Source organism: Croceibacterium xixiisoli, from assembly GCF_009827305.1.
Classification (GTDB): Bacteria; Pseudomonadota; Alphaproteobacteria; order Sphingomonadales; family Sphingomonadaceae; genus Croceibacterium_C; species Croceibacterium_C xixiisoli.
This window is the reverse complement of record NZ_WTYJ01000002.1, coordinates 573,946-596,981: the sequence shown is the minus strand read 5'-3', so window position 1 is coordinate 596,981 and position 23,036 is coordinate 573,946. Positions and strand designations below refer to the sequence as shown.

The following is a 23,036-nucleotide window of genomic DNA, read 5'->3' as shown; positions in this document are numbered from 1 at the left end:
CGCGCTATGGCATGGCAGAGCGCAGGATGGAACGAGACGACAAACCCGCCAAGCGACCGCGTGCACGGCCTTATGAACGCCCGCGCGGAGGACCGGCGCGCCCGGTGGCGGAGCTGGTGCCGCAGATCGGCCGTGCGGCGTTTCGCCGGTTCGGATTCGTGCAGTCGAGCGTGGTCAGCCGCTGGCCGGAAATCGTCGGCACGCGCCATGCCGAGGTCTGCCAGCCGGAATCGATTCGCTTCCCCCCTGGCGAGAAATCCGACGGGGTCATGCAATTGGTGGTGGTGCCCGCGCATGCGCCGCTGATCCTGCATGTGATCCCCGAAATCATCGATCGGGTGAACCGGTTCTTCGGCTATCGCGCGGTCGCGAAGATCAAGCTGCGGCAAGGTGTGGTTCAGCCCAAGGCGAATAGCGGGCGGCCAGGCGGAGCGGGTGCCGAAGTGCGCCAGGCGCCGCCATCATTGAAGCCCATCCCGCTGGAACTGGGCGAAAGTCTGCGCGATATTGGCGACCCTGAGTTGCGGACGGTGCTGGAATCACTGGCCCGCAGCCTGGGTGGCAGGGAAAAGGGACAAGGATGACACGGAAATCTCTGGTCGGGCGCGTGATGCTGGCCGGTATCGCCCTGATGGCGGCGGCGGGCGTGAGCCACGCTGCGCAGCAGAACTGGACCAATACGGTGGCCAAGATCGATGGCGGCCACACCATCGGCAATCCCGATGCGCCGCTGAAGCTGACCGAATATGTCAGCTACACCTGCCCGCATTGCGCCACCTTCAGCCGGCAGGCCGATGATGCGATCAAGCTGGCCTATGTGACACCCGGCAGGCTGAAGCTGGAAATCCGCCATCTGCTGCGCGATCCGATCGATCTGACCGCCGCCATGCTGACCAATTGCGGCGACACGGCCAAGTTCGCGCGCAATCACCACGCCTTCATGCTGGCGCATCCCGAATGGATGGCCAAGGCGACCGCTGCCACGCGGGCGCAGAAGCAGCGCTGGAGCACGGGTGAAGAGGCTGCCCGGCGGCGCGCGATCGCCAGCGATCTGGGGTTCTATCCGATCATGGAGCAGCGCGGATACAGCCGGATTCAGGCCGATGCCTGCCTGGCCGATGAAACCATGGCCGAAAGCCTGGCCGATATTTCCAAGCGGGACTGGCAGATCCCCGGCATGGAAGGCACGCCATCCTTTGCCATCAATGGCCAGCTGCTGCCCCAGATCCACAGCTGGGCCGGCCTGCAGCCGGCGCTGCAGGCGCGCATTTCCGCTTCCGCCAGCCAGTGAAGCAGTGAATAGAGCCAGACTGTTTCATTCTGTCCGGCAGATTGCCGGTTACGTCCATTGCATTCAATCCACGGGGAAACCATGACCCAACTGACTTTCCGTCGTCTCGCCCTGCTTGCAGCCGCGCCGCTGGCGCTGGCGGCCTGTGATTCCAAGCCCGAAACCCCGGGCGAACTGCCGCAGGGCGAAGCGATCGCCGCCATTCCGGCCCCGGCCGGCACCGCCTGGACCGACAAGGTGACGGTGTCGCCCGAAAATGGCTTCGTGCTCGGCAATCCGGATGCACCGGTCAAGCTGGTCGAATATGCCAGCCACACCTGTTCGCATTGCGCGCAGTTTTCCAATGAAGCGCATGAGCCGCTGGCAAAATATGTGGACACCGGCGTGGTCAGCTATGAATTGCGCAATCTGTTCCTCAACCCCTACGACCTCGTGATTGCGCGACTGGTTCGCTGCGCGCCGCCGGAGGCCGCGCATCCGCTGTCGGTGCAGGTCTGGGCCGATCTCGAGCAGATTTTCGCCGGTTTCAACGCCAATCAGGCGGCCCTGCAGCAGGCCAGCACCCTACCCCCGGCCCAGCGCCTGCAGGCCATGGGTGAGGCCAGCGGCCTGGTGGATTTCTTCGCCGCACGCGGCATTTCGCGCGATCAGGCCATGCAGTGCCTGGCCGATCAGCCCAAGGCCGAAGCGCTGGTGCAGGCTTCGCAGAAGCAGGCCACCGATCTGGGCGTGACCGGCACGCCGACCTTCTTCCTGAACGGCGCCCGCGTCGACGGGGCGGTGTGGAGCGTGATCGAACCCGCGCTGAAAGCAGCCGGCGCGCGCTGATCCACACTTTCTCCACACTTCGGCAGGCATGTCCCGATGCTGATCCGCAAGCTTAAGCTGAGCGGTTTCAAAAGCTTCGTCGAGCCTGCCGAATTGCGCATCGAACAGGGGCTGACCGGCGTGGTCGGCCCCAATGGATGCGGCAAGTCCAACCTGCTGGAAGCGATCCGCTGGGTCATGGGCGAAAATTCGCCCAAGAGCCTGCGTTCGGGCGGGATGGACGATGTGATTTTCGCCGGCACGGCCCAGCGCCCGCCGCGCGATTTTGCCGAGGCCGTGCTGCACGCCACCGATGCCGAGGGCGAGGAACTGGTGGTGACCCGCCGGATCGAGCGCGGCGCCGGCAGCGCCTATCGCGTCAATGGCCGCGATGTCCGGGCCAAGGATGTGGCGCTGGTGTTTGCCGATGCTGCCACCGGGGCGCACAGCCCGGCGCTGGTGAGCCAGGGGCGGATCGCCGCCGTTATCGCCGCCAAGCCCGCCGAACGGCGGATGATGCTGGAAGAAGCAGCCGGGATTGCCGGGCTGCATGTCCGCCGTCGCGACGCCGAAAACAAGCTGCGCCAGACGGAAACCAATCTGGCCCGGCTGACCGATCTGATGGCCGGGTTGGACAGCCAGATGTCCACGCTGAGGCGGCAGGCCCGCCAGGCCGAGCGTTACCGCCTGCTGTCCGAACAAATCCGCACGGCCGAAGCGCGGCTGCTGTTTGCCCGCTGGCGCGATGCGGCCGCTGCCGCCGATGCCGCGCGGGCGCAAGCCGCACAGGCCGACAGTGCCGTCACCACCGCGCAAGGAGCCGCCACATCGGCCCAGAAGGCGCAGGCTGCCGGGGGCGAACGGCTGGCCGAGGCGCGCGATGTGCTGGCCGACCGGCGCGACGATGCCAATGCCCATGGGCACCGAATGGCGGCACTGACCAACCAGCTGGAAGCGGCCGAGCAAAGGCTGGCCGATCTGAACCGCCAGCAACAGCGGCTGGAAGAAGACCGCAATGATGCCGACCGGATGACCCGGGACGCGGCCGACGCGCTGCAGCGGCTGGAGCAGGATCTGGCCGCCAATCAGCAGGCGCTGGCCCGCGACGAAACCCAGCGCCCCACGGTGGCACGCCAGGCGGAAGATGGTGAACGCGCCGCCCGCAGCGCCGAACTGGCCCTGGCCAAGGCCACCGCCGATCACGCCGGGGTGGAAGCCGAATGGCGTGTGGCCGAAGCCGAGGTGGCGCAGGCGCAGGATCGGCTGAACCGGATCCTGGCCGAACAGGCCCGGCATGATGCCGCACGCGCCGCGCTGGCGCAGGAAGGCGATCCCGAAATTGCGCTGACAGAGGCGAGCCAGGCAGCAGAAGCTGCCGCCGGCCTGCTGACCGAGCGGCGGGAGGCGCTGACCAGCGCCCAGGCACGCAAGGAATTGCTGGGCCGCGAGCGGGACGAGGCCGCCAGCACGCTGGCCGGGGCGCGGGCCGAGCTGGCCGGGATAGAACGCGAATTTACCGCCCTGCAGCGCGACCGCGATGCCCGCGCCAAGGGCGCCGCCGGGCGACAGGGCATGCCGGTGGCGCTGGACCGGGTGCGTGCTGCGCCCGGTTACGAACGGGCGCTGGCCGCCGTGCTGGGGCGCGATGCCAAATCGCCGATCGGGCAGCCGTCCGATCAGGCCGAAGGGCGGTTCTGGGCCGGCAGCCCGGCCCCTGCCCCAATGCCCGCGCCCGTAGCGGACAGCCTGGCGCAGCATGTGCCCGAATGCCCGAACGAATTGGCGGCGCGGCTGGCGCTGGTGCATGTGGCCGACAGCGATGATGGCCGGGTGCTGGCGCCGGGTGAATGGCTGGTGACCCGGGCCGGTCATCTGCGCCGCTGGGACGGTTTCCTGGCGCGCGGCGAAGGTGCGGCCGAAGCGGCGCGGCTGGAAGCGGACAATCGCTACAACGAATTGGCCGGGCAATTGCCGCCGCTGCGCGAAGCGGCCAGCCAGGCCGAGGCTGCACAGCTGGCCAGCCAGGATGCGCTCTCCATGCTTCAGCGCGAGCTGGTGGGCATGGAGCGCGCCGTGAATGAGGCGGCCGAGCGCGAAAGAGCCGCCCTGCGCGCCGTGGACCAGGCCGAAGCCGCGCGCGAACGGCTGGCCGCACGGCGTGAGCAGCTGGATGCGGCCGGAGGCGATCTGGCCGCGCGGCAGCAGCAGGCGGGGAAGGAATTGCAGGCGGCGCAGGACCGCCGGGGCGCCCTGCCCGATCCGGAAACCGGCCGCGCGGCGCTGGATGCCAGTCGCGCCCGGCATGAGGCGGCGCGCACTGCGATGCAGGCGGCCATGGCCGCGCTGGCCGCGCATGATCAGGCGCTGGCCGTGACCCGCGAGCGAGTGAGCGCCCAGCAGGGCGACATCAAGGGTTGGCAGGCCCGATCAGGCGAAGCGGCGCGGCGCCTGTCCGGCATGGCGCAAAGATTCGAGGAAATCGCCGAGGAACGCGCGGTGATCGAGGCCAAGCCCGCCGCCCTGCAGCGCGAAATCGACGGCGGCGAAGCGGTGCGCGAACGGCTGGCCCGAGAACTGGCGGAGGCGGACGCGCGGCTGGCGGAAGCGGGCGAGATTGCCCGGGCGGCCGATGCGGCGCTGGCCCATGCGACCGAAACGCTGGCCGCCGCGCGCGAGGCCCGCGCGCTGGCCTCTGCGCGCGCCGAGAACGAGGATGGCCGCCGCCGCGAACTGGCCGGGATCAGCGGCGAGCGTTTCCAGTGCCCGCCCCCGGTGCTGGCGAGCAAATTCGCCTTCGCGCCGGCCGATGTGAAATCCGCCACCGACGAATCCGCCATCATGGATCGGCAGACCGCCGACCGGGAGAAAATCGGCCCGGTCAATCTGGTGGCGGCCGACGAGCTGGCGCGGATCGAGGAACTGCACGGCACCAGCGCCGCCGAGCAGGAGGAACTGGCCGAAGCCGTGAACCGGCTGCGCGGATCGATCGGCAATCTGAACCGCGAAGGCCGCGAACGGCTGCGCGCCGCCTTCGAGGCGGTGGACACGCATTTCCGCCGGCTGTTCACCCGCCTGTTCGAAGGCGGGCAGGCGCATCTGGCGCTGGTGGATTCGGACGACCCGCTGCAGGCGGGGCTGGAAATCTATGCCCAGCCGCCGGGCAAAAGGCTGCAATCGCTGACCCTGCTGTCCGGCGGTGAGCAGGCGCTGACGGCGGTGGCGTTGATCTTCGCGCTGTTCCTGACCAATCCGGCGCCGATCTGCGTGCTCGACGAAGTCGATGCGCCGCTGGATGATGCGAATATCGACCGGTTCTGCGATCTGCTGGAGGCGATGGCCCGCGAAACCCAGACCCGTTATCTGATCGTGACCCACAATGCTGTGACCATGAGCCGGATGCACCGCCTGTTCGGCGTGACCATGGTGGAACGGGGCGTGTCCCGGTTGGTGAGCGTGGATCTGGTCGGGGCGGAGGAGATTCTGGCTTCGGCGGTTTGAGAGGTTTGGGTTTGGGGTGGCTTGGGCTGGCCTTGTGGCTGGCCTTCGACGGGCTCAGGCCGAGCGGGTGTTGGGGGTGGGAGCGAGAAGAGCGGAAGTTGAGGACGCGATTCCCGCCTAAATCTTTTCCTCAGATTCCAGTTCGAACAGGCTGATATCGCGGTCGAAAAAGCCCAGTGCGGAGCGCTGATGTTGCCAGGTCTGCATATGCGGGGTGGCGAAATGGGCGGACAGGCATTCGCGGCTGTCCCACAGTTCGGTGACGTGGAACAGGCCGGGTTCGGCCACATCCTGGGCGTAGGAATAGGCGCGGCAGCCCGGCTCTGCCAGAGTGGCAGCGATGACGTCCTGCATCAGCAGGCGAGCCTGTTCCACCGTTTCGACGGGGAAACGGAACCGCCCGATTACGGCAATGGTCAAAAGCTTTCCTCGTAGACGCGGGAAATGTCCCCGCCCCATTCGCCGTGGAACTTGTCCAGCAGGCGCTGCGCCGGGACCTTGCCGCTTTTCACGATTTCCATCAGCGGATCGAGGAAGCCGGCTTCGGTGTCGCCTGCGCCATTCAGCGCATTGCGGGCGTTGAGGCCGGCGCGGGAGATGGCGACCACTTCGCCTGCGATATCGGCCAGGCGGCCGCCGCCGGGAATGGGTGCGTCCAGCGCCAGTTTCGGCACGGCATCGCGCAGCGCTTCGCGTTCTTCCATGGTCCAGTCCTTGACCAGATCCCATGCGGCATCGAGCGCGGTATCGTCATAGAGCAGGCCAACCCAGAAGGCCGGCAGGGCACAGATGCGGTTCCACGGGCCGCCATCGGCGCCGCGCATTTCCAGGAAGCTCTTCATCCGTACTTCGGGGAAGGCGGTGGACAGATGATCCCACCAGTCGCTGGCGGTGGGCAGTTCGCCCGGCAGTGCCGGCAGACGCCCTTCGAGGAAATCGCGGAAGCTCTGCCCGGCAGCGTCGATGTATTTGCCATCGCGGAAGACAAAATACATCGGCACATCAAGCATGTAATCGACATATCTTTCATATCCGAAGCCATCTTCGAACACGAAAGGCAGCATGCCTGTGCGGTGCGGGTCGGTGTCCGACCAGATATGGCTGCGATAGGAGAGATAGCCGTTCGGCTTGCCTTCGGTGAAAGGCGAATTGGCGAAGAGCGCGGTTGCCAGCGGCTGCAGCGCCAGGCTGGTGCGGAATTTCTTCACCATGTCGGCTTCGGAACCGTAATCCAGATTCACCTGGATCGTGCAGGTCCGCAGCATCATGTCGAGACCCATCGAGCCGACGCGCGGCATGTGCCGCAGCATGATCTCGTAGCGGCCCTTGGGCATGATCGGCAATTCGGCACGGGTCTTGTCCGGCCACATGCCGAGGCCGAGGAAACCGATTCCGTGGCGGTCGCCGATTTCCTTCACCTGGGCCAGATGGCGCCCGGTTTCGGCGCAGGTCTGATGCAGGTTTTCCAGCGGCGCGCCCGACAGTTCGAGCTGGCCGGCCGGTTCGAGGCTGACCGCACCATCGACCCCGCCCAGGGCAATGATGTGGCCGTTTTCTTCGATCGGGGTCCAGCCAAATTGCTGCAATTCCAGCAGCATGTCCCGGATACCGCCAACTTCGTCATAAGACGGGGCGCGGAAATCCTGGCGGTTGTAGACGAGCTTTTCATGCTCGGTGCCGATGCGCCATGCAGAGCGCGGCTTTTCACCCGCCTGCATCGGAGCGACAAGCTGGTCACGCCGTTCGATCGGCGGTTCTACCCCGGTGGGCGTGGTACGCGTGCTCATGCCAGCGCCGTTAGGCCCTCAAACGCACCCGCGCCAGAGCAAATCGGCTATCCGGCAATTCGTTTGTTGAACGAATCAATTCACGCCTGAGAATCCACCCAATCGCCGGTGCAGCCCATCCACAAAGCCGTGCCGGCAATGGCCGCGGTTTCGCCCCGCAGGATGCGCGGACCCAGCGTGATCGGGCGGGCATTGGGGTGGGCGCGAATCCGTTCGCGCTCGTCATCGTCGAAGCCGCCCTCGGGGCCGACCAGCAGGCCGGCGGGCGCGCCATGGCGGATGAAAGCAGCAGCGGCCCCTTCTCCGCCCAGCTCATCGGCGAAGAACAATGTCCGATCGGCCGGCCATTGGCGCAGCAGCGCATCCAGCTTCACCGGTTCAGAGAGTTCCGGCAGCGCGGTGCGGGCGCATTGTTCGGCCGCTTCGGTGACGATGGTCTGGGCGCGTTCGGGGTTGAGCTTGTCCGCCACGCAGCGCCGCGTGATCATCGGCACGATCCGCCGCACGCCCAGCTCGCTGGCCTTTTCCAGCACCAGATCGAAGCGATCCTTCTTCAACAAGGCGGGGCACAGCCAGAAATCGGGCACATCCTCTCGCGGGCGCAGCCGTTCCACCGGAGACAGCAGCAGATCGCGCTTGCCCGCCTGGGTTACCCGCGCCGCCCATTCGCCGGTCTGATTGTCACACAGGATCACCACATCATCGGCGGCCAGGCGCATGACTCGCAGCAGATAATGCGCCTGCGGGCCATCCAACTGCACCGGCGTGCCGAGGGAAACGGGATCGGGGACGAACAGGCGCGGCGCACTGCGCGGCGGCCAGGCAGGGGTCGCGGGCATCAAGCGGCTGTAATGCGGATTGGCGCAGAGGGAAACGGGAACTGGGCCTGAACCTGGAGCGGCGGAGGGGCGACACCGCTTCCCCATCAGGTGCGATGTGATAGGGAACGCCGCATGGCTGATATCATCACCCCCGACAGCGAACATCGCGGCCTTGTTGCCCGCCTGCCCGAACGCCTGCGCGATTTTGCGCTGCTGGCGCGGTTCGATCGGCCGATCGGCTGGTGGCTGCTGTTCTGGCCGTGCCTGTGGGGTCTGTTCCTGGCCGGGGGCGGCTGGCAATGGCAATTGGCGCTGTGGTTGTGGCTGGGCAGCGTGGCGATGCGCGGCGCGGGCTGCGTCTACAATGATATCGTCGATGCGGATCTGGACCGCCAGGTGGCGCGGACGGCCAGCCGCCCGGTGGCGAGCGGGCGCGTGAGCGGCAAGGCGGCCTGGGCCTGGTTGCTGGTGCTGTGTCTGATCGGGCTGGTGGTGCTGCTGCAATTGCGCTGGGAAGCGCAGCTGGTGGCGTTGGGCAGTCTGGCGCTGGTGGCGGCCTATCCCTTCATGAAGCGCATCACCTGGTGGCCGCAGGCCTGGCTGGGGCTGGTGTTCACCTGGGGCGCACCGGTCGGCTGGGTGGCGGTGCGGTCCGACCATTTGCCGGTGCTGGGGGCGCTCTATGTCGGGGCGATGTTCTGGTGCATCGGATATGACACGATCTATGCGCTGCAGGATCGCGAGGATGACGCGATTGTCGGCATCCGTTCCAGCGCGCTGCGGCTGGGCACACGGGTGCGCGAAGGGGTGTTTGCGTTTTACGGCATTGCGCTGGCCAGCTGGGCCACCGCGTTCTGGCTGCTGCGGCCCGACTGGATCGGCCTGCTGGCGCTGTTGCCGGTGGCGATCCATCTGTTGTGGCAGGCGGCGACGCTGAACCCGGCCGATCCGGCCAATCCGCTGATCCGGTTCCGATCCAACCGCTATGCCGGGCTGCTGCTGGCGGCGGCCTGCTGGGTGGTGGGTAATGCGTGAGGATCAGGGCCTGACGATTACGGCCTGAGAATTAAGCTGGCGGCTGAGCGTCTTGGGCCGGGCGGCGGCGGGCGGTGCCGAGCAGGCGCTTGATCGCGACCGTGATCGGGCCGTGGTGTTCCATCCAGGCGTGATAGGCGCGGTATTTTTCGTCTTCGGCCAGCAGATGCGCCTCTTCCGTGCGGGCGCGCCAGTAATAGATCGCGCTGACGGCGCCGAGGAACACGGTGTTGCGCACCATATCCACCAGCGATCCGCTGGTGACGAGGAAGGGCAGCACCGACAGCCACCAGAAGGCATTTTTCGACAGATAGGCCGGGTGGCGGGTGAAGCGGTAAGGCCCGTTGGTGACCACACCGCGATAGGTGAGGTTGGAAAAGCGGATGCCATAGGCGACCGTGGCCCAGGCATAGACCGCCGTCAGGAACACCAGCATGCCGGCCCAGATCCACAGCAAGGTGGTTTGCCCATCAAGCCAATAGCCCCAGCCCGGCGTGTTCACCTCATACTGGATGATCCCGCCATTGCCCATGAAGGCATAGACCACCGGGGGATAGCAGAGCAGCGCCGCAACCCAGCCAGCCAGGAAGGGATTGCCGCTGCGGATATGCGAATCGAGTGGGCGGAAGGTGAGCAGATAGCCAACCGTGCCGATCTGCACGTCGATCACGAACAGCAGTTCGAACAGCGTGCTGCCCAATTCCACCGGATGATCCAGCAGACCGCTGAAATCGGCATTGACGACCGAGGCGAAGCCGGGCGGCAGGATGGAAATCATGAAGGCGCCGAAGAAGCCCTTGATCGCCCAGGCGCGGCCATGCTTGCGCAGCGCGGCGGCATCCCACCCATCCTGACCCAGCAGGAAGGCGCCGAAGTGCCAGGCATGATCGCGGGTGTTGACCAGCCGCCGTTCGAGCCACAGCACATAGGGGACCGAGAGCACCACCATGGGCACGATCGCCCAGGTGAGCACATGCATGGCGAAGAGATATTGCCCGTCCCAGTACCAGCGGCCGAGGCAATAGATGACGGCGATGATCGCCCAAGTGCCCCACAGGCCGACCAGCTTGGTCATGGCCGTGCGGCGCACATCGGCCAGCGAGCGCGGATTGTGCCAATCGATTCCGGTGGAGGGGCGCCGGTGAACTTTCTCCACCAGCACCGACCAAGCCGACATGGTCAGACCGAGCAGGCCGATCGACAGAAGCGCGGCATAGGGGCCGGACAGCCGTTCATGCGGACCAGGCAGGCCCAGCATGGTGACCACATCGGGCCAGTGCCGGCAGATCATGATCCAGATGAAGAGGGTGACAACCCCCACCAGCCCGACCCAGGGCGAAATGTCGCTGGACGGCAAGGATGCCGGAGGGGCGGATCTGTCGCTGTTCATGCCCGGGGCCATAAGCGACAAGGGTTAAGGCAGCGGTAACGGCGCGGCGTTTCGCCGCGCCGGTTCATGCCGATCAGCGCCAGGCGCTGATCGTGCCGCTATCATCGAGAATATAGAGCGTCTTGTTGGCCAGCACCGGCGACAGCGAGACGCCGGCGTCGAGTTCGGCGAAGGGTGTGGCGGTGCCATTGGTGACATCGACCGACATCACTTCGCCTTCGGAGCTGGCGATCCACAGCCGGTTGTCGGCCAGGACAGGCCCGGTCCAGAAGATCGGCCCTTCGCGATCCTTCGGCTTGCGCCAGCGGGTCAGCTGCGTGATCCAGCGCACGCGCCCGGTCGAGCGGGCAATCGCGAGCAGCCGCGCGTCATCGGTGAGGGTGAATATCCATTCGCCAGCGACCGCCGGGGTGGAAATGCCGGCGAGCGAGAGTTCCCAGATCCGTTGCCCGGTGACCAGTTCATAGGCGGCCATGCGGCCACCCTGCCCCAGCGCATAGACACGGCCAGCGTCGATGATCGGATCGGCATCCACGTCTGTCAGCGTGCCGACCTGGGTGGAAATGGAGGTACGCGCCAAAGCGTCGGACCACAGATTGCGGCCATTTTCATACCGATAGGCGACCAGTTCGCCCGTGCTGTAGCCGGCGATTACCGTGCCCTGACCAGCGGCAGGCGCCGCCACGCCGAACACGCCCGACTGACCCGATGCGGCGGCATCTTCCCACACGGGGGCGCCATTGGTGGTGCTGAGCGCGTGGATCTGATTGTCCTGCGTCATGACATAGACGGCGTTGAAGGCCACGGTGGGCGCGCCGCGCAGCGGGCCGCCCGGCTTGACGCGCCAGACCTGCTTGCCATCGGCGGCATTGAGCGCAACCACATCGCCCGCGCCATTGGTGGCATAGACGCGATCACCGGCGAAGCTGACGCCGCCGCCGAAGGTGACCATCTGCAGCGTGCTGTCGACTTCGATCCGGTGCTGCCAGCGCGGGGCGCCGGTCGCAGCGTCGAACGCGTGGACCACGCCATCGGTATCAACCACATAGAGCAGGCCATTTCCGATCACCGGCGAAGCGGCCAGGCGGCGTTTCTTGCTGGTGCCCGGAATGCTGATCGTCCAGGCGCGGGTCGGCGCGGCGGTGAAGGCGAGATGGCCATTGGCCTTGGCCGCATTGCCGCCGCCCTGGGCATATTCGGTGTTCACCTGCGCCGGCGGCAGGACCACCGATACGCCCGACAGTTCGGGATCGGCCACAACCTCTGTCTGAATGCGTGACAGGATCGGCGTGCGATTGCCGACCGTAGGGGTCTTGGGCCGCTTGTCCCCGCCGGCGCAGGCCGACAGGGCGATCGCCAGCAGCGGCAGGGCCAGGACGGCCTTCCACTTGTGGCCGGATTTCCATTGGCCGCCGGAAACCGGCGGAAGCGCTGCGTCGGGAATCATGCGTTACTGACCTTCTGCGCCGGCTGCGGGTGGGGCATCTGCCTCCGCTGCCATATTCGGTGCTTCGGCGACGCGGCCTTCGCTGCGGAGCCGTTCCATCGCCTTGTCGACATCTTCGACCGCGTCCACGCCCAGCAGGCCCGCCATCTGGCGGGCGCGCGAACGCAGGGTCTGCGGCACGTTTTCATCCTTGGCGATATCGCCGAACATCTTGCCGGCCTGCTTGCGGTCGCCCATCTTGAGATAGGCGGCGCCGACGAGTTCGCCAGCACTGCCGAACCAGGCATTGTCAGCCACGGCCAGCGGGCGGAGCTGATCGATCACCGCCTTGGGTTCCATGCTGTCGAAATTGATCGCGATGGCGCGGATGGTCGCCAGATCGCGATAGGCCTGCGGCGCGGAGTCATCGGCCTTGATCGCATCATAGATCTTGACCGCATCATCACTGCGCCCGGCACCGGCAGCAAGCCCGGCCTGGGTCATCTTCGCCGCGATGCGCACGCCGTTATCGGCATCCGATGCCAGGGTGGCGAGCTGCTTTTCCGCGCCCGCATTGTCACCACGGCCCATGGCGTCGAGCGCGCCGATCAGTTCTTCCGACTGGGTTTCCAGCGTGCCTTCGCGATTTTCCTTCCAGAAAAGGTAACCGCCGAAACCGGCCAGGCCGAGCACGAGGATGATCGCCGCCGGAATGCCATAGCGTTTGGCCGCGCTGTCGAGCTGATCCGCGCGGACGGCTTCGTCCACTTCGCGGATGAACACGTCCTGTTCGGCTGCCAGGCGCTCGGCCCGCTTGGATTCGGCTGTCTTGTCGGGATTGCTGGGAAGTGCCACGATCGTCCGCAGATTTGTTGAGGAACAGGCCGCGCTGTTTAGCGGAAGGCCACACCAATTCAATTGCAGAATGGTGCCTGTCCCCCGACGGGTGAACGGGTGATGAAGCGGAACGCGCGCCCGGTCCCCTCCGGAGCGTCAGTTTCGCCCCATCAGCCCCCAGTACAGCGCGCGATAGCGTTCCACCATGCGGCGTTCGTCATAATCCTGCCGGGCGCGATCGCGGTTGGCATTGCCGACCCGCCGGCGCAGCGCGGCATCGCCGGCGAGCGTCATGATTGCCTGTCTGAGCCCTGCCTCATCCCCCGCATCGCACAGGAAGGGGCCGTTTTCGCTGGCCACCATCGATCCGACATCCCCCACGCGCGGCGCAGCGACCGGCAGGCCGGCGGCCATCGCCTCTGCCAGAGAGATCGGGAATTGTTCGGAATGCGATGACAGGGCGAAGATATCGAACAGGCCGACCACGCGGGCCGGATCGCTGATGAAGCCGGGCAGATGGACACGGTGATCGATGCCGCAGCGTTCCGCCTCCTCCATGATGGCGTCGCGTTCGGGCCCTTCCCCCGCGATGACCAATTGCCAGGCTTCGGGCAGATCGGCGCAGGCGCGGACCAGGGCGGGCAGGTTCTTGATCTTGCGCAGGCCGGCCAGCGTGCCGATCCAGTATTCCTCCTTGCGCTTGATCAGCCGGGGCAGCGCGTCGCGCGGCGGGGTGCGGAGGAAATTCTGCACGTCGATGCCGTTGGAAATCAGCTGCACCCGCGGGCGTGGCTGTTTCCATACCTCCAGCGCGACGCGTTCGAGCGTGCGGGAGGGAACCACCAGCGCGGCAGAGCGGCCCAGCGCGATCTGGCGATAGAGATTGCGCCGCTTTTTCAGCCCATTGGCCTCGTCTTCATTGAAGCCGTCTTCATGATGGACCAGCGGCGGCAGCTTGAAGGGATCGGCGAACAGCGTGTGGGCCATGGTCGCATCGATCGCACCCCAATTGTAGGTGCAGATCAGATCATAGCCCTGCATCGCCTGGGCCAGAGACTTGAGACGCGAGGGCCAGGGCTTGCCCTTGAGCGAGGGGAAATCGGGCCAGGTGACTTTCGCCTTGCCGCTGAGCAGCGACGCGGCGCCGCGCCGGTCCGGATCGCCCGAAACGATGGCATGTTCGGCCTGCGTGCCGAAAGCTTCGATCAGGCGGACATTGCGCACTTCCTTGCCGCCAGCGTCGAAGGAGGAATGCAGATGCAGGATGCGCGGCACGGCACCGGTGGTCTGCGCTGGACTGCTGGTCTTGCCGCTGGATGCCGGCGCTTTTCTGGCTTTTTTCGTGGTCATGCCCGTTCCGTTCAGCCGATGCGGGCCAGCAGCGCGGCGATGGCGGCCTGCGCGGCCGGTTCTTCCAGCGTGGGGGCGTGGCCGGTACGCGGGACGACGACGGCCTGCAACCCTGCAATACGGCGGGTCATGGCGTCGACCGTGGCGGCGGAAAGGAGATCGGACACTTCCCCCCGCAACACCAGCCCTGGGCGACCGCCGAAAGCCTCGAACCCGGGCCAGAGGCCGCTGGCGGCGGCGGGCGCGGGGGTTTCCGTTTCTGCGCCGGGATTGCCGGCGCTGGCGAAGGGTTCGGCGATCTTCATGTCGTAATCGAACACGATCCGGCCATTGCCGCTGAGGCACATCAGCCGCTTGGCCATGGCGAGCCATTGGGTGATGGTGAAATCCGGATGGGCGACCTCTGCCTGATCGCGCAGCCCGCGCGCAGCGTGCATCCAGGTGGGGAAGCTGCGCCCCTGGCCGACATATTCGACGATCCGTTCCAGGCCATCAGCCTCTATTTCCGGGCCGATGTCATTGATGATCACCCCGGCCAGCCGATCGCGCCCGCCCAGGGCAATGCCGGTGAGGATCAGCGCGCCCATGGAGGTGCCGACGCCGACGAAACGGTTCAGTTCCAGCTGGGCCAGCAGCAGTTCCACATCGGCGATGTAGCTGGGCAGGACATAGCTGGCGGTATCGCGGGCGTAATCGCTCTGCCCCCTTCCCCGCATGTCCGGCACGATGATCCGCCAATCGGCAGCAAAGCGTTCGATCAGTGGTTCGAAATCACGACCGTTGCGGGTGAGCCCGTGCAGGCACAGCAGCGGTGGGCGGCCGGCGGCATCCGCAGGGCCGGGAAAATCGCGATAGGACAGGGTCAGCCCATCGGCGGTCTGCCATTGGCCGGTAACGTGGACTGGTTCGGACATGCCTGCGCTTCTGCGTCCCTTGTTGATGTCGGCCTTGATTGATGCCGGATGGCTGCGGGCTTGTGCCGCATCGATCATGCCACCATCTATTGCCAGATGCGCCCCGAACCGCAAGCAGCGAGCTATCACCCCGATCCCGCCATCCTGCCGCTGGCCGGCTGGCTGGCCGATCCCGCCCAACCGGCGGTTTTTCCCGAACACATCCTGCGCTTCCGCAACCGGCGGTGGGATCAGGCGATCGGGCTGGCCGATCTGTCCGATGCGGCCTGGACCGATCACTTCGCCGGTTTCAGCCCCCTGCCCGACAATCTGCCCCAGCCGCTGGCGCTGCGGTATCACGGGCATCAGTTCCGCGTGTACAACCCGGACATCGGCGACGGGCGCGGTTTTCTCTATGCCCAGATGCGCGACGGCCATGGTCGGCTGCTCGATTGCGGCACCAAGGGCAGCGGGCTGACCCCCTATAGCCGCACGGCGGACGGGCGGCTGACGCTGAAGGGCGCGGTGCGCGAAATCCTCGCCACCGAAATGCTCGAGGCGCTGGGCGCCTATACCTCCAAGACGCTGTCCGTGGTGGAAACGGGCGAGGAACTGGTGCGGGGAGACGAGCCGTCCCCCACCCGGTCCGCCGTGCTGGTGCGGCTGAGCCATTCGCATATCCGGATCGGCAGTTTCCAGCGGCTCGCCGCGCTGGACCAGGCCGACAATCTGGCGCAGCTGGTCGATTATTGCCTGGCGCAATTCCCCGCCCCGCCCCCGCCGGAAAACGCGCCCGAGCGGGACAACCCCGCCGTGGTGCTGATGCATCAGGCAGTCGAGCGGCTGGCCGATCTGGCGGCGAGTTACATGGTGGCCGGATTTGTCCATGGTGTGCTCAACACCGACAATATGAACATCACCGGGGAGAGTTTCGATTATGGCCCCTGGCGCTGGCTGCCGCAGTGGCAACCGGGCTTTACCGCCGCCTATTTCGACCATTCCGGGCTCTATTCCTTCGGCCGGCAGCCCGAGGCGCTGCACTGGAATCTGGCGCAGCTGGCAATATCCTTGCGCCAGCTGGTGGATGCCCCGCCGCTGGTCGCTGCGTTCGAGCGCTTCCCGGCGCTGTATCACGAGGCCATGGGCCGCCGCTTCACCTGGCGGTTGGGGCTGGCCAGCGCGGGAGCAGAGGCCGACCGCGCGCTGATCGAAGCGTCCGAGAACCTGATGCGGGAAAGCGGGATCGGGCCGGACCAGTTCTTCTTCACCCATCGCGGCGGGCGCGCCGCCGAGGGTGCGGTCGGGGGTGCTTTGGCCCAAGCCATGGCCGGGCACCAGCCGCTGGATTCCACGCATGAATATTGGGCGGATGATCAGCCGCAGAGCATGCTGATCGAAGAGGTCGAGGCCATCTGGGCGGCAATTGCCGAGCATGACGACTGGGCGCCGCTCCACGCCAAGGTGGCTGTCATCCGCCGGATGGGGGCAGCGATGGGGGACGCCCCGCCCCCGGCGGGACATCTGTTCGGCTAGCAGGCCATTCATTTTGCCGGGCGAGATACTTATGTCCCACTGCGGATGCGATGATTTGGCGTTTGCAGTCGGTCTGGCTATGCAGCGCGCCTGGATTGGGCCGTACTGACGAAGACCAAGATACTGGGGTTTGGATATTGTCCGACGAACTGATTTCCTTCGAGCCTGCAACTGGTGCCGAGTTGTGGCGCGGCAGGGCCGGCGATGTCGATGCGGTGGTGGCGACGGCGCGGGAGGCCTGGCCGCAATGGGCGGCGCAGCCGCTGGCACGGCGGGCGGAACTGCTGCGCCGGTTCGCCAATGAGGTGCGCAAGGAGCACGAGCATTTCGCCGAGCTGATTGCGCGCGAAACGGGCAAGCCCTTGTGGGAAGCCCGGACCGAGGTGGAATCGGTGATCGCCAAGGTGGAGATTTCCATCCGCGCCTATTCCGAACGGACCGGCCAGCGCAAGCTGGACAGCGCGCTGCAGGGCACCGCGGCGCTGCGGCACAAGCCACATGGGGTGATGGCGGTGCTCGGCCCCTACAACTTCCCCGCCCATCTGCCCAATGGACACATCGTGCCGGCCCTGCTGGCCGGCAATGCGGTGATCTTCAAGCCGAGCGAGAAGACCCCGGCGACCGGCGAATTCCTGGCATCGCTGTTTGCCCGCGCGGGCATTCCCGCCGCGCTGGTGCAGGTGCTGCATGGCGGGCCGGACCACGGCAAGGCGCTGGTCGCGCATGACGGGATCGATGGGGTGCTGTTTACCGGATCGGCCCAGGCGGGCATCGCGATCAACCGCAGGCTGGCCAGCAATCCGGGACGGGTGGTGGCGCTGGAAATGGGCGGCAACAATCCGATCGTGGTGTGGGACACGCCCAAGATCGCCGATGCCGCCATCCTGGTGGTGCAGAGCGCCTTCACCTCTGCCGGGCAGCGCTGCACCGCCGCGCGCCGGCTGATCGTGAAATCGAGCATGCATGACGCGCTGGTCGAAGAGGTGAAGAAGCTGATCGATCGGATCATCATCGGTGGCCCGTTCGACAATCCCGCCCCGTTCATGGGCCCGGTGATCGACAATGACACGGCCGACCGGCTGATCGAAAGCTTCGTCTATCTGATTTCCCACGGCGGCAAGGCGATCTGCCACATGCGCCGGCCGGAAGCCGAGCTGCCGTTCCTGACCCCCGGCCTGATCGACATCACCGCCATGGCCGAACGGCCCGACGTGGAACTGTTCGGCCCGCTGCTGCAACTGGTGCGCGTCGATGATCTGGATGCGGCGATTGCCGAGGCGAACAACACCCGTTTCGGCCTGTCGGCATCGCTGATCGGCGGGGCGCCGCAGGATTACAACCGGTTCTGGGCCAATATTCGCGCCGGTATCGTCAATTGGAACCGGCCGACCAATGGCGCATCATCGGCGGCCCCCTTCGGCGGGATCGGATATTCCGGCAACCATCGCCCGGCGGCCTATTATGCCGCCGATTACTGCGCCTATCCAGTCGCCAGTTCGGAAATGGAGCAGCCGCGCGCCAGTGTCGGGGTCGGCTTCAGTTGATCCTGCAAGTCAGCGCGCGTTGGTGACCAGATCGATATCGGCGCCGCCCGACGGCAATGGCCGGACATAGATGACGAAGGAGGATCTGGCCTTCGTTCCCGCCAGCACATCATCGCCATCCTGCAGCACGCGCTGGGTGGAAAAGCCCGAGGCGGCGGCACGGGTGTAATAGAAATCCATCACCTCGGCCGGTGGCACCGGCGCCTTGAAATTGACCACCCGCAGCCGGCAGCCTTCGGCATCGGTACCGGCCGCTTCCTGCACGGCGCCGCGCGGAAAGACGGGGAATGCGACGGGCAGACGCGCCGCCCAATCCATCGTGTACTGGACCCGCGCCGCGCAATCGCCGGAGGCGGGGACGGCGGCGGCAAGCGCTGCTGCCGTCAGGGTCGATCCTTCGGGCAGTCTGCCGGAAATTTCGCGCGGTTCGGGCGCCTTGACCATCTTGCCGGCTCCGCCCACCAGCTGCAGCGCCTCTGCCCGGGCGGCGGCGATCGTTTCCGCGCCCATTTCGAAACTGGGCACCGACCCATCCTGCGTGCCGATGCTGGCGGCATTGCCGGCGGCATTCTGACCGGCGAGATCGGGATCGACCATGAGCGGATCTCCGAGCGCTGCGGCCACCGCGGGATCCTGATCATCGGCAGGCTCACTTTCGGCGGCAGGGCCGCAGGCCCCCAGCGGCAACAGCATGGCGAGCGCCAGACCAAGGCGGACGGTCGATCGCGAACGGGCGGGCAATCTGTTCATGCCCAGCCTTTTAGCGGCTGTTGGTTGAGAAAAAATCACCCAGTAGAGCGGCGACCCGATTGATCAGCCCCTGAACATGCAGAGCGCCCGCGTGGTTTCCCACGCGGGCGCTCTGGCGCAGTCCCGACTTTTGCGACCCGGGGATGCGCTGCGGTGCGATTGCCAACCAGGCGGCGCGCACCGCAATGCGATTACCGGGATCTCATATCAGCGGCAGCTGGAACCGCCACGATCAATTTCACGGCCCAGCAGCGCACCACCGGCTGCACCCAGAACCGTACCCAGCGTACGATCACGGCCACCGTCGATCTCGCGGCCCAGCAGGGCACCGGCTGCACCACCGATGATCAGACCGGTCGTGCCGTTGCTGCGCTGGCAATAAGCCCGGCCATCACGACCGCGCCACACGCGGTGGTTGCGGGTCAGACGCTCATCACGGTCCCAGCGACGGTCATCACGGCCATAGTGACGATCACGGTGGTGACGACGGCGATCACGGTTCCATTCCGAATCATCAGCCGTAATGGCAGAGGACGACTGGAACTGGCTGAACAGCTGGCTAACTGCCTGATTCGAAACCGAGCCCTGGATATCCGCAGCGGCGGCGGGGGTCGCCAGCACAGCCATGGTTCCGGCGGTAAAAGCGATTGCGGCATGCTTGAAGAAGTTGGTCATGTTGTGTGTTCCTTCTTATTCCCTGATCCGTGAGTCAGTTTTACCGCCGCTTTCCTGAACAGACCGCAACCTGTCTGTAAGGAATACTGTAAGGTTTGAATTTCATCGCTCAGCTTGCCCGGTTCGTCGCAACAGCCTACCGCGAGGCCGGATTCGGGGAGCCACAGCGCAGAAAATGACGATGCTGGACACCATCTGCAAAGGCGGACTCGGCCATGCCCTGGCAGCCCATGCGGTCTGGGGATCGATGCCCCTCTATCTGCTGCTGGTGCATGACGTGCCGCCGCTGGAATTCGTCGCCTGGCGCATCCTGGTGTCCGTGCCGCTGTGCCTGGCGCTGATCACGCTGACCGGCCGCTGGGCAGAATTGCGCCAGGTACTGGCTGACGGGCGGGCGATGCTGGTGCTGCTGGTCACATCAGCGATGATCGCCGGCAACTGGTTCCTCTATGTCTGGGCGATCCAGACCGGCCATGTGTTTGCCGCGAGCCTTGGCTATTACATCCTGCCGCTGATGATGATGCTGTTCGGCATGGCGTTCCTGGGCGAGCGGCTGCGTCCGCGCCAGTGGATCGCCGTGGGACTGGCTGCCATCGGCGTGACGGTTCTCGCGTCCGGCGCATTGACGACGCTGTGGGTCAGCCTGGCGATGGCGCTGAGTTTCGGAATCTATGGCCTGCTGCGCAAGAAGGTGGCCGCCGGGCCGCTGGCCGGACTGACGGTTGAAACACTGCTGCTGATGTTGCCATCCGCGCTGGTGGTGGGCTGGTTCGCCACCCAAGCCGATGGGTCGGTGATGGGCCGCGATGCGGTTGAGACCGGCGCGATCATATTGGGCGGGCCGATGACCGCGCTGCCGCTGCTGCTGTTTGCAACCGCCGTGCGGCGCATGCCCTATACGGTGTTGGGATTTCTGCAGTTCATATCCCCCACGGTGGTGTTCCTGTTGGGGCTGTTCGTGTTCCACGAACCGCTGCGCCCGGCGCAACTGGCCTGTTTCGTGGCCATCTGGGCGGCAGCGGCGCTGTTCTGCTGGGATATGCTGGCGAATGCGCGGACCAGAACTGTCGGTTGAAATTGGTTGTTTGGGGCGATTTTTGGCGGGTCTGTGCTGCGGTTGATTGCTGCATTTTGTGCGCTCGGTCTTCCCGGCATTGCTGCTCATCCTTTCGCCTTGCTTGACATCCGCTCGCCCTGAGCTCGTCGAAGGGCAGGCACTGCGGTTGCCTGTGGCGCGGGCGTTGGGCAGGCACTGCGATTGCCTGTGGCGCGGGCGTTGGGCGCGTGGCCTTCGACGAGCTCAGGCTGAGCGGGTCTTGGTGCTACGGGCTGGGGGATTTGGGTGTGGCGCCTTGCTGAAAGCGGCCCCGGCCTGCGCCGGGACGCCTTCAAACCATCCGCCAGCGCAATTGCTCGCCTGCATGGAACGGGACCAGCTCTTCGCCTTCGGCATCCAGCCTGTCGGGCACGGTCACAGCGGTTCTTTCCAGCGTGACCGTGCCTTCATTGACCGGCAGGCCATAGAAGGCCGGGCCATTGAGGCTGGCGAAGGCTTCGAAATGGTCGATCGCGCCTTCATCCTCAAACACCGTCAGATAGCTTTCCAGCGCGAAGGGAGCGTTGAAGATGCCGGCGCAACCGCAGCCCGACTCCTTGGCGTGGCGGGCATGCGGAGCGCTGTCGGTGCCGAGGAAGAACTTGTTCGATCCTGAGGTGGCCGCCTTGCGCAGGGCCAGGCGGTGGTGTTCGCGCTTGGCCACGGGAAGGCAATAGGCGTGCGGGCGGATGCCGCCGACCAGCATGGCGTTGCGGTTGATGTGCAGATGCTGCGGGGTGATGGTGGCCGCCACATTGGGCCCGGCCTGTTCGACGAAGGCCGCCGCTTCGGCCGTGGTGGCATGTTCGAACACCAGCTTGAGGCCGGGCATGTCTTTGAGCAGCGGTTCGAGCCGGGTTTCGATGAAGACGCGTTCGCGGTCGAAGATGTCGACATCGGGATCGGTCACTTCGCCATGGACGCACAGCACCATGCCGATGTCCTGCATGCGTTCGAGCACCGGGCGGATCGCGGCCAGATCGCGCACGCCGCTGTCCGAATTGGTGGTGGCGCCGGCCGGGTAGATCTTGGCGGCGGTGAACACGCCCTCTGCAAAGCCGCGGGCCAGATCGTCAGGATCGGTCGATTCGGTCAGATAGGCGGTCATCAGCGGGGTGAAATCCGCGCCTTCCGGCAGGGCGGCGAGGATGCGTTCGCGATAGGCGATGGCATCTGCCGTGCGGACCACGGGCGGCACCAGATTGGGCATCACGATCGCGCGGGCGAACTGACGCGCGGTATGGCCGACAACACCGCGCAGCATGGCGCCATCACGCAGATGGACGTGCCAGTCGTCGGGGCGGCGGATGGTGAGCGATTCGGTCATGAGGCACCTGAATGGAAAACGGGAATAATCAGCCACCCATAGCGGGCGTTTGCAGAGGGTGCGATGGCACAGCCGGGCATTCGGGGGAAGCCGGGTGATGGCGATAAGCCCACCCTGCCCTTGACTCACCGCCGTTCCGGACCAAGTTCCCGCCATGCCCGAAACAGCCCCCACCGCCACCCGCCTGTTCAACCGCGCTGTGATCCGCATCGCGCCAACAGAGGATGGCCGGGCGGAAGGCGAGAATGCCGCCGCGTTCCTGCAGGGGCTGGTGACCAATGACGTGAGCCCGATCGCGACGGGCGCGCCGGTCTATGCCGCGCTGCTGTCTGCCCAGGGCAAGGCGATGTTCGATTTTCTGGTCTGGCCCGACCACATCACCGGCGATGCCGCCGCATTGCTGATCGATGCCGAGGCGGAGTTTGCCGATGAGCTGGTCAAGCGGCTGTCGCTCTATCGCCTGCGCCGCAAGCTGGTGATCGCGCGGGACGACAGCTTGGGCGTGTTCTGGAGCGCCGAGGGCGCAGCGGGTGCGCACGACGCGCCTGACCCCCGCCTGGACACGCTTGGCCGCCGCGCGGTCGCGCCGGCGAGCGGCACGGAATCAGCCGGGGATGCGGCGTGGCAGGCGCACCGCCTGGGCCAGGGCGTGCCCGAAGGCCGGGCCGAACTGGGCGATATCCTGTGGCTGGAAACCAATGCCGTCGAACTCAACGGCGTCAGCTTTACCAAGGGCTGCTACATCGGGCAGGAAAACACCGCGCGGATGAACTGGCGGCAGAAGGTCAATCGCCGGCTGGTGGTGGTGCCGCTGGCAGCCTCTGCCGAAGCGCGACGCAAGACCGCCTATCCGGACCTGGGCCTGGCAATCGACCACCTGCGCACCGAGGCGATCGATGCGGCCCATGTGCCCGGCTGGCTGCAATCCGCGCTGATGCCCGAAGAGAGCGAAGACGCCCAGCCCGGCGGATGAACG

General features: G+C 66.2%; 20 protein-coding genes. 9 read left to right on the top strand and 11 right to left on the bottom strand.

Annotated features, from left to right (window positions below; genetic code table 11):
- Positions 1-11 precede the first annotated feature (11 nt).
- From GRI97_RS11920 to smc, 4 genes are all read left to right on the top strand, one after another.
- Positions 12-584, top strand: a complete 573-nt coding sequence (locus tag GRI97_RS11920; RefSeq protein ID WP_377019376.1) for a DUF721 domain-containing protein — start codon at positions 12-14, stop codon at positions 582-584.
- Entirely contained in the window at positions 581-1,291 is a 711-nt protein-coding gene (locus GRI97_RS11915) for a thioredoxin domain-containing protein (protein WP_161391394.1), read from the top strand. The genes GRI97_RS11920 and GRI97_RS11915 overlap by 4 nt, the downstream gene beginning before the upstream one ends.
- Positions 1,292-1,372: 81 nt before the next feature.
- Positions 1,373-2,119 carry a thioredoxin domain-containing protein gene (locus GRI97_RS11910; protein ID WP_161391393.1) on the top strand — a complete coding sequence of 249 codons (747 nt, stop codon included), beginning with the start codon at positions 1,373-1,375 and terminating at the stop codon, positions 2,117-2,119.
- Between the two features lie 36 nt (positions 2,120-2,155).
- Positions 2,156-5,596 (top strand): chromosome segregation protein SMC, encoded by a 3,441-nt coding sequence (gene smc, locus GRI97_RS11905; RefSeq protein ID WP_161391392.1) that lies wholly within the window; start codon positions 2,156-2,158, stop codon positions 5,594-5,596.
- A gap of 117 nt (positions 5,597-5,713) precedes the next feature.
- Here smc and GRI97_RS11900 read toward each other — a convergent pair whose 3' ends face one another.
- The 3 genes from GRI97_RS11900 to GRI97_RS11890 all read right to left on the bottom strand — a co-directional run bounded on the left by GRI97_RS11900 (position 5,714) and on the right by GRI97_RS11890 (position 8,222).
- The gene (locus GRI97_RS11900) at positions 5,714-6,016 is read right to left on the bottom strand and encodes a putative quinol monooxygenase (RefSeq protein ID WP_235917779.1); all 303 of its coding nucleotides are present in this window, start codon (positions 6,014-6,016) and stop codon (positions 5,714-5,716) included.
- Positions 6,013-7,383: a glutamate--cysteine ligase gene (locus GRI97_RS11895; RefSeq protein ID WP_161391390.1), complete on the bottom strand. Its 1,371-nt coding sequence runs from the start codon at positions 7,381-7,383 to the stop codon at positions 6,013-6,015. Before GRI97_RS11895 ends, GRI97_RS11900 begins: the two co-directional genes overlap by 4 nt.
- 80 nt (positions 7,384-7,463) lie before the next feature.
- On the bottom strand, positions 7,464-8,222 hold the full coding sequence (locus tag GRI97_RS11890; protein ID WP_161391389.1) for a 16S rRNA (uracil(1498)-N(3))-methyltransferase: 759 nt from the start codon (positions 8,220-8,222) through the stop codon (positions 7,464-7,466).
- 114 nt (positions 8,223-8,336) lie between these two features.
- Between GRI97_RS11890 and ubiA the strand changes: the two genes are divergently transcribed.
- Entirely contained in the window at positions 8,337-9,239 is a 903-nt protein-coding gene (gene ubiA / locus GRI97_RS11885; RefSeq protein WP_161391388.1) for a 4-hydroxybenzoate octaprenyltransferase, read from the top strand.
- Positions 9,240-9,270: 31 nt separating this feature from the next.
- On the opposite strand, the gene GRI97_RS11880 is transcribed toward ubiA, so the two are convergent.
- The 5 genes from GRI97_RS11880 to GRI97_RS11860 all read right to left on the bottom strand — a co-directional run bounded on the left by GRI97_RS11880 (position 9,271) and on the right by GRI97_RS11860 (position 15,156).
- Positions 9,271-10,629: a methyltransferase family protein gene (locus GRI97_RS11880; protein ID WP_161391387.1), complete on the bottom strand. Its 1,359-nt coding sequence runs from the start codon at positions 10,627-10,629 to the stop codon at positions 9,271-9,273.
- A gap of 73 nt (positions 10,630-10,702) precedes the next feature.
- Positions 10,703-12,076, bottom strand: coding sequence for a PQQ-binding-like beta-propeller repeat protein (locus tag GRI97_RS11875; RefSeq protein ID WP_161391386.1), 1,374 nt, complete (start codon positions 12,074-12,076; stop codon positions 10,703-10,705).
- 3 nt (positions 12,077-12,079) lie between these two features.
- Positions 12,080-12,910 (bottom strand): tetratricopeptide repeat protein, encoded by an 831-nt coding sequence (locus GRI97_RS11870; RefSeq protein ID WP_328598543.1) that lies wholly within the window; start codon positions 12,908-12,910, stop codon positions 12,080-12,082.
- Positions 12,911-13,048: 138 nt separating this feature from the next.
- Positions 13,049-14,242 carry a glycosyltransferase gene (locus GRI97_RS11865; protein WP_161391385.1) on the bottom strand — a complete coding sequence of 398 codons (1,194 nt, stop codon included), beginning with the start codon at positions 14,240-14,242 and terminating at the stop codon, positions 13,049-13,051.
- Between the two features lie 11 nt (positions 14,243-14,253).
- Entirely contained in the window at positions 14,254-15,156 is a 903-nt protein-coding gene (locus GRI97_RS11860; protein WP_161391384.1) for an alpha/beta fold hydrolase, read from the bottom strand.
- Positions 15,157-15,252: 96 nt separating this feature from the next.
- On the opposite strand from GRI97_RS11860, the gene GRI97_RS11855 reads away from it, so the two are divergent.
- Both GRI97_RS11855 and astD read left to right on the top strand, forming a co-directional pair.
- Complete coding sequence (locus GRI97_RS11855; protein WP_161391758.1) at positions 15,253-16,668, top strand: protein adenylyltransferase SelO family protein; 1,416 nt, start codon at positions 15,253-15,255, stop codon at positions 16,666-16,668.
- A gap of 137 nt (positions 16,669-16,805) precedes the next feature.
- Positions 16,806-18,212 (top strand): succinylglutamate-semialdehyde dehydrogenase, encoded by a 1,407-nt coding sequence (astD, locus tag GRI97_RS11850; RefSeq protein WP_161391383.1) that lies wholly within the window; start codon positions 16,806-16,808, stop codon positions 18,210-18,212.
- 9 nt (positions 18,213-18,221) lie between these two features.
- Here the strand turns inward: astD and GRI97_RS11845 are convergent, their stop codons facing one another.
- On the bottom strand, positions 18,222-18,962 hold the full coding sequence (locus tag GRI97_RS11845; RefSeq protein WP_161391382.1) for a hypothetical protein: 741 nt from the start codon (positions 18,960-18,962) through the stop codon (positions 18,222-18,224).
- A gap of 207 nt (positions 18,963-19,169) precedes the next feature.
- Positions 19,170-19,637 (bottom strand): glycine zipper 2TM domain-containing protein, encoded by a 468-nt coding sequence (locus GRI97_RS11840; RefSeq protein WP_161391381.1) that lies wholly within the window; start codon positions 19,635-19,637, stop codon positions 19,170-19,172.
- A gap of 175 nt (positions 19,638-19,812) precedes the next feature.
- Between GRI97_RS11840 and rarD the strand changes: the two genes are divergently transcribed.
- Entirely contained in the window at positions 19,813-20,712 is a 900-nt protein-coding gene (gene rarD, locus GRI97_RS11835; protein WP_161391380.1) for an EamA family transporter RarD, read from the top strand.
- Between the two features lie 313 nt (positions 20,713-21,025).
- Here the strand turns inward: rarD and pyrC are convergent, their stop codons facing one another.
- On the bottom strand, positions 21,026-22,060 hold the full coding sequence (pyrC, locus tag GRI97_RS11830) for a dihydroorotase (RefSeq protein ID WP_161391379.1): 1,035 nt from the start codon (positions 22,058-22,060) through the stop codon (positions 21,026-21,028).
- Positions 22,061-22,214: 154 nt separating this feature from the next.
- On the opposite strand from pyrC, the gene ygfZ reads away from it, so the two are divergent.
- Positions 22,215-23,033: a CAF17-like 4Fe-4S cluster assembly/insertion protein YgfZ gene (gene ygfZ / locus GRI97_RS11825; RefSeq protein WP_161391378.1), complete on the top strand. Its 819-nt coding sequence runs from the start codon at positions 22,215-22,217 to the stop codon at positions 23,031-23,033.
- Positions 23,034-23,036: the final 3 nt, after the last annotated feature.

What these genes read in the sequence shown, in the direction of transcription:
- GRI97_RS11920 (WP_377019376.1), top strand. Translation starts at nt 12, where the DNA reads ATGGCAGAGCGCAGGATGGAACGAGACGACAAACCCGCCAAGCGACCG.
- GRI97_RS11915 (WP_161391394.1), top strand. Translation starts at nt 581, where the DNA reads ATGACACGGAAATCTCTGGTCGGGCGCGTGATGCTGGCCGGTATCGCC.
- GRI97_RS11910 (WP_161391393.1), top strand. Translation starts at nt 1,373, where the DNA reads ATGACCCAACTGACTTTCCGTCGTCTCGCCCTGCTTGCAGCCGCGCCG.
- smc (WP_161391392.1), top strand. Translation starts at nt 2,156, where the DNA reads ATGCTGATCCGCAAGCTTAAGCTGAGCGGTTTCAAAAGCTTCGTCGAG.
- GRI97_RS11895 (WP_161391390.1), bottom strand. Translation starts at nt 7,383, where the DNA reads ATGAGCACGCGTACCACGCCCACCGGGGTAGAACCGCCGATCGAACGG.
- GRI97_RS11890 (WP_161391389.1), bottom strand. Translation starts at nt 8,222, where the DNA reads ATGCCCGCGACCCCTGCCTGGCCGCCGCGCAGTGCGCCGCGCCTGTTC.
- ubiA (WP_161391388.1), top strand. Translation starts at nt 8,337, where the DNA reads ATGGCTGATATCATCACCCCCGACAGCGAACATCGCGGCCTTGTTGCC.
- GRI97_RS11880 (WP_161391387.1), bottom strand. Translation starts at nt 10,629, where the DNA reads ATGAACAGCGACAGATCCGCCCCTCCGGCATCCTTGCCGTCCAGCGAC.
- GRI97_RS11875 (WP_161391386.1), bottom strand. Translation starts at nt 12,076, where the DNA reads ATGATTCCCGACGCAGCGCTTCCGCCGGTTTCCGGCGGCCAATGGAAA.
- GRI97_RS11865 (WP_161391385.1), bottom strand. Translation starts at nt 14,242, where the DNA reads ATGACCACGAAAAAAGCCAGAAAAGCGCCGGCATCCAGCGGCAAGACC.
- GRI97_RS11860 (WP_161391384.1), bottom strand. Translation starts at nt 15,156, where the DNA reads ATGTCCGAACCAGTCCACGTTACCGGCCAATGGCAGACCGCCGATGGG.
- GRI97_RS11855 (WP_161391758.1), top strand. Translation starts at nt 15,253, where the DNA reads ATGCGCCCCGAACCGCAAGCAGCGAGCTATCACCCCGATCCCGCCATC.
- GRI97_RS11845 (WP_161391382.1), bottom strand. Translation starts at nt 18,962, where the DNA reads ATGAACAGATTGCCCGCCCGTTCGCGATCGACCGTCCGCCTTGGTCTG.
- GRI97_RS11840 (WP_161391381.1), bottom strand. Translation starts at nt 19,637, where the DNA reads ATGACCAACTTCTTCAAGCATGCCGCAATCGCTTTTACCGCCGGAACC.
- rarD (WP_161391380.1), top strand. Translation starts at nt 19,813, where the DNA reads ATGACGATGCTGGACACCATCTGCAAAGGCGGACTCGGCCATGCCCTG.
- pyrC (WP_161391379.1), bottom strand. Translation starts at nt 22,060, where the DNA reads ATGACCGAATCGCTCACCATCCGCCGCCCCGACGACTGGCACGTCCAT.
- ygfZ (WP_161391378.1), top strand. Translation starts at nt 22,215, where the DNA reads ATGCCCGAAACAGCCCCCACCGCCACCCGCCTGTTCAACCGCGCTGTG.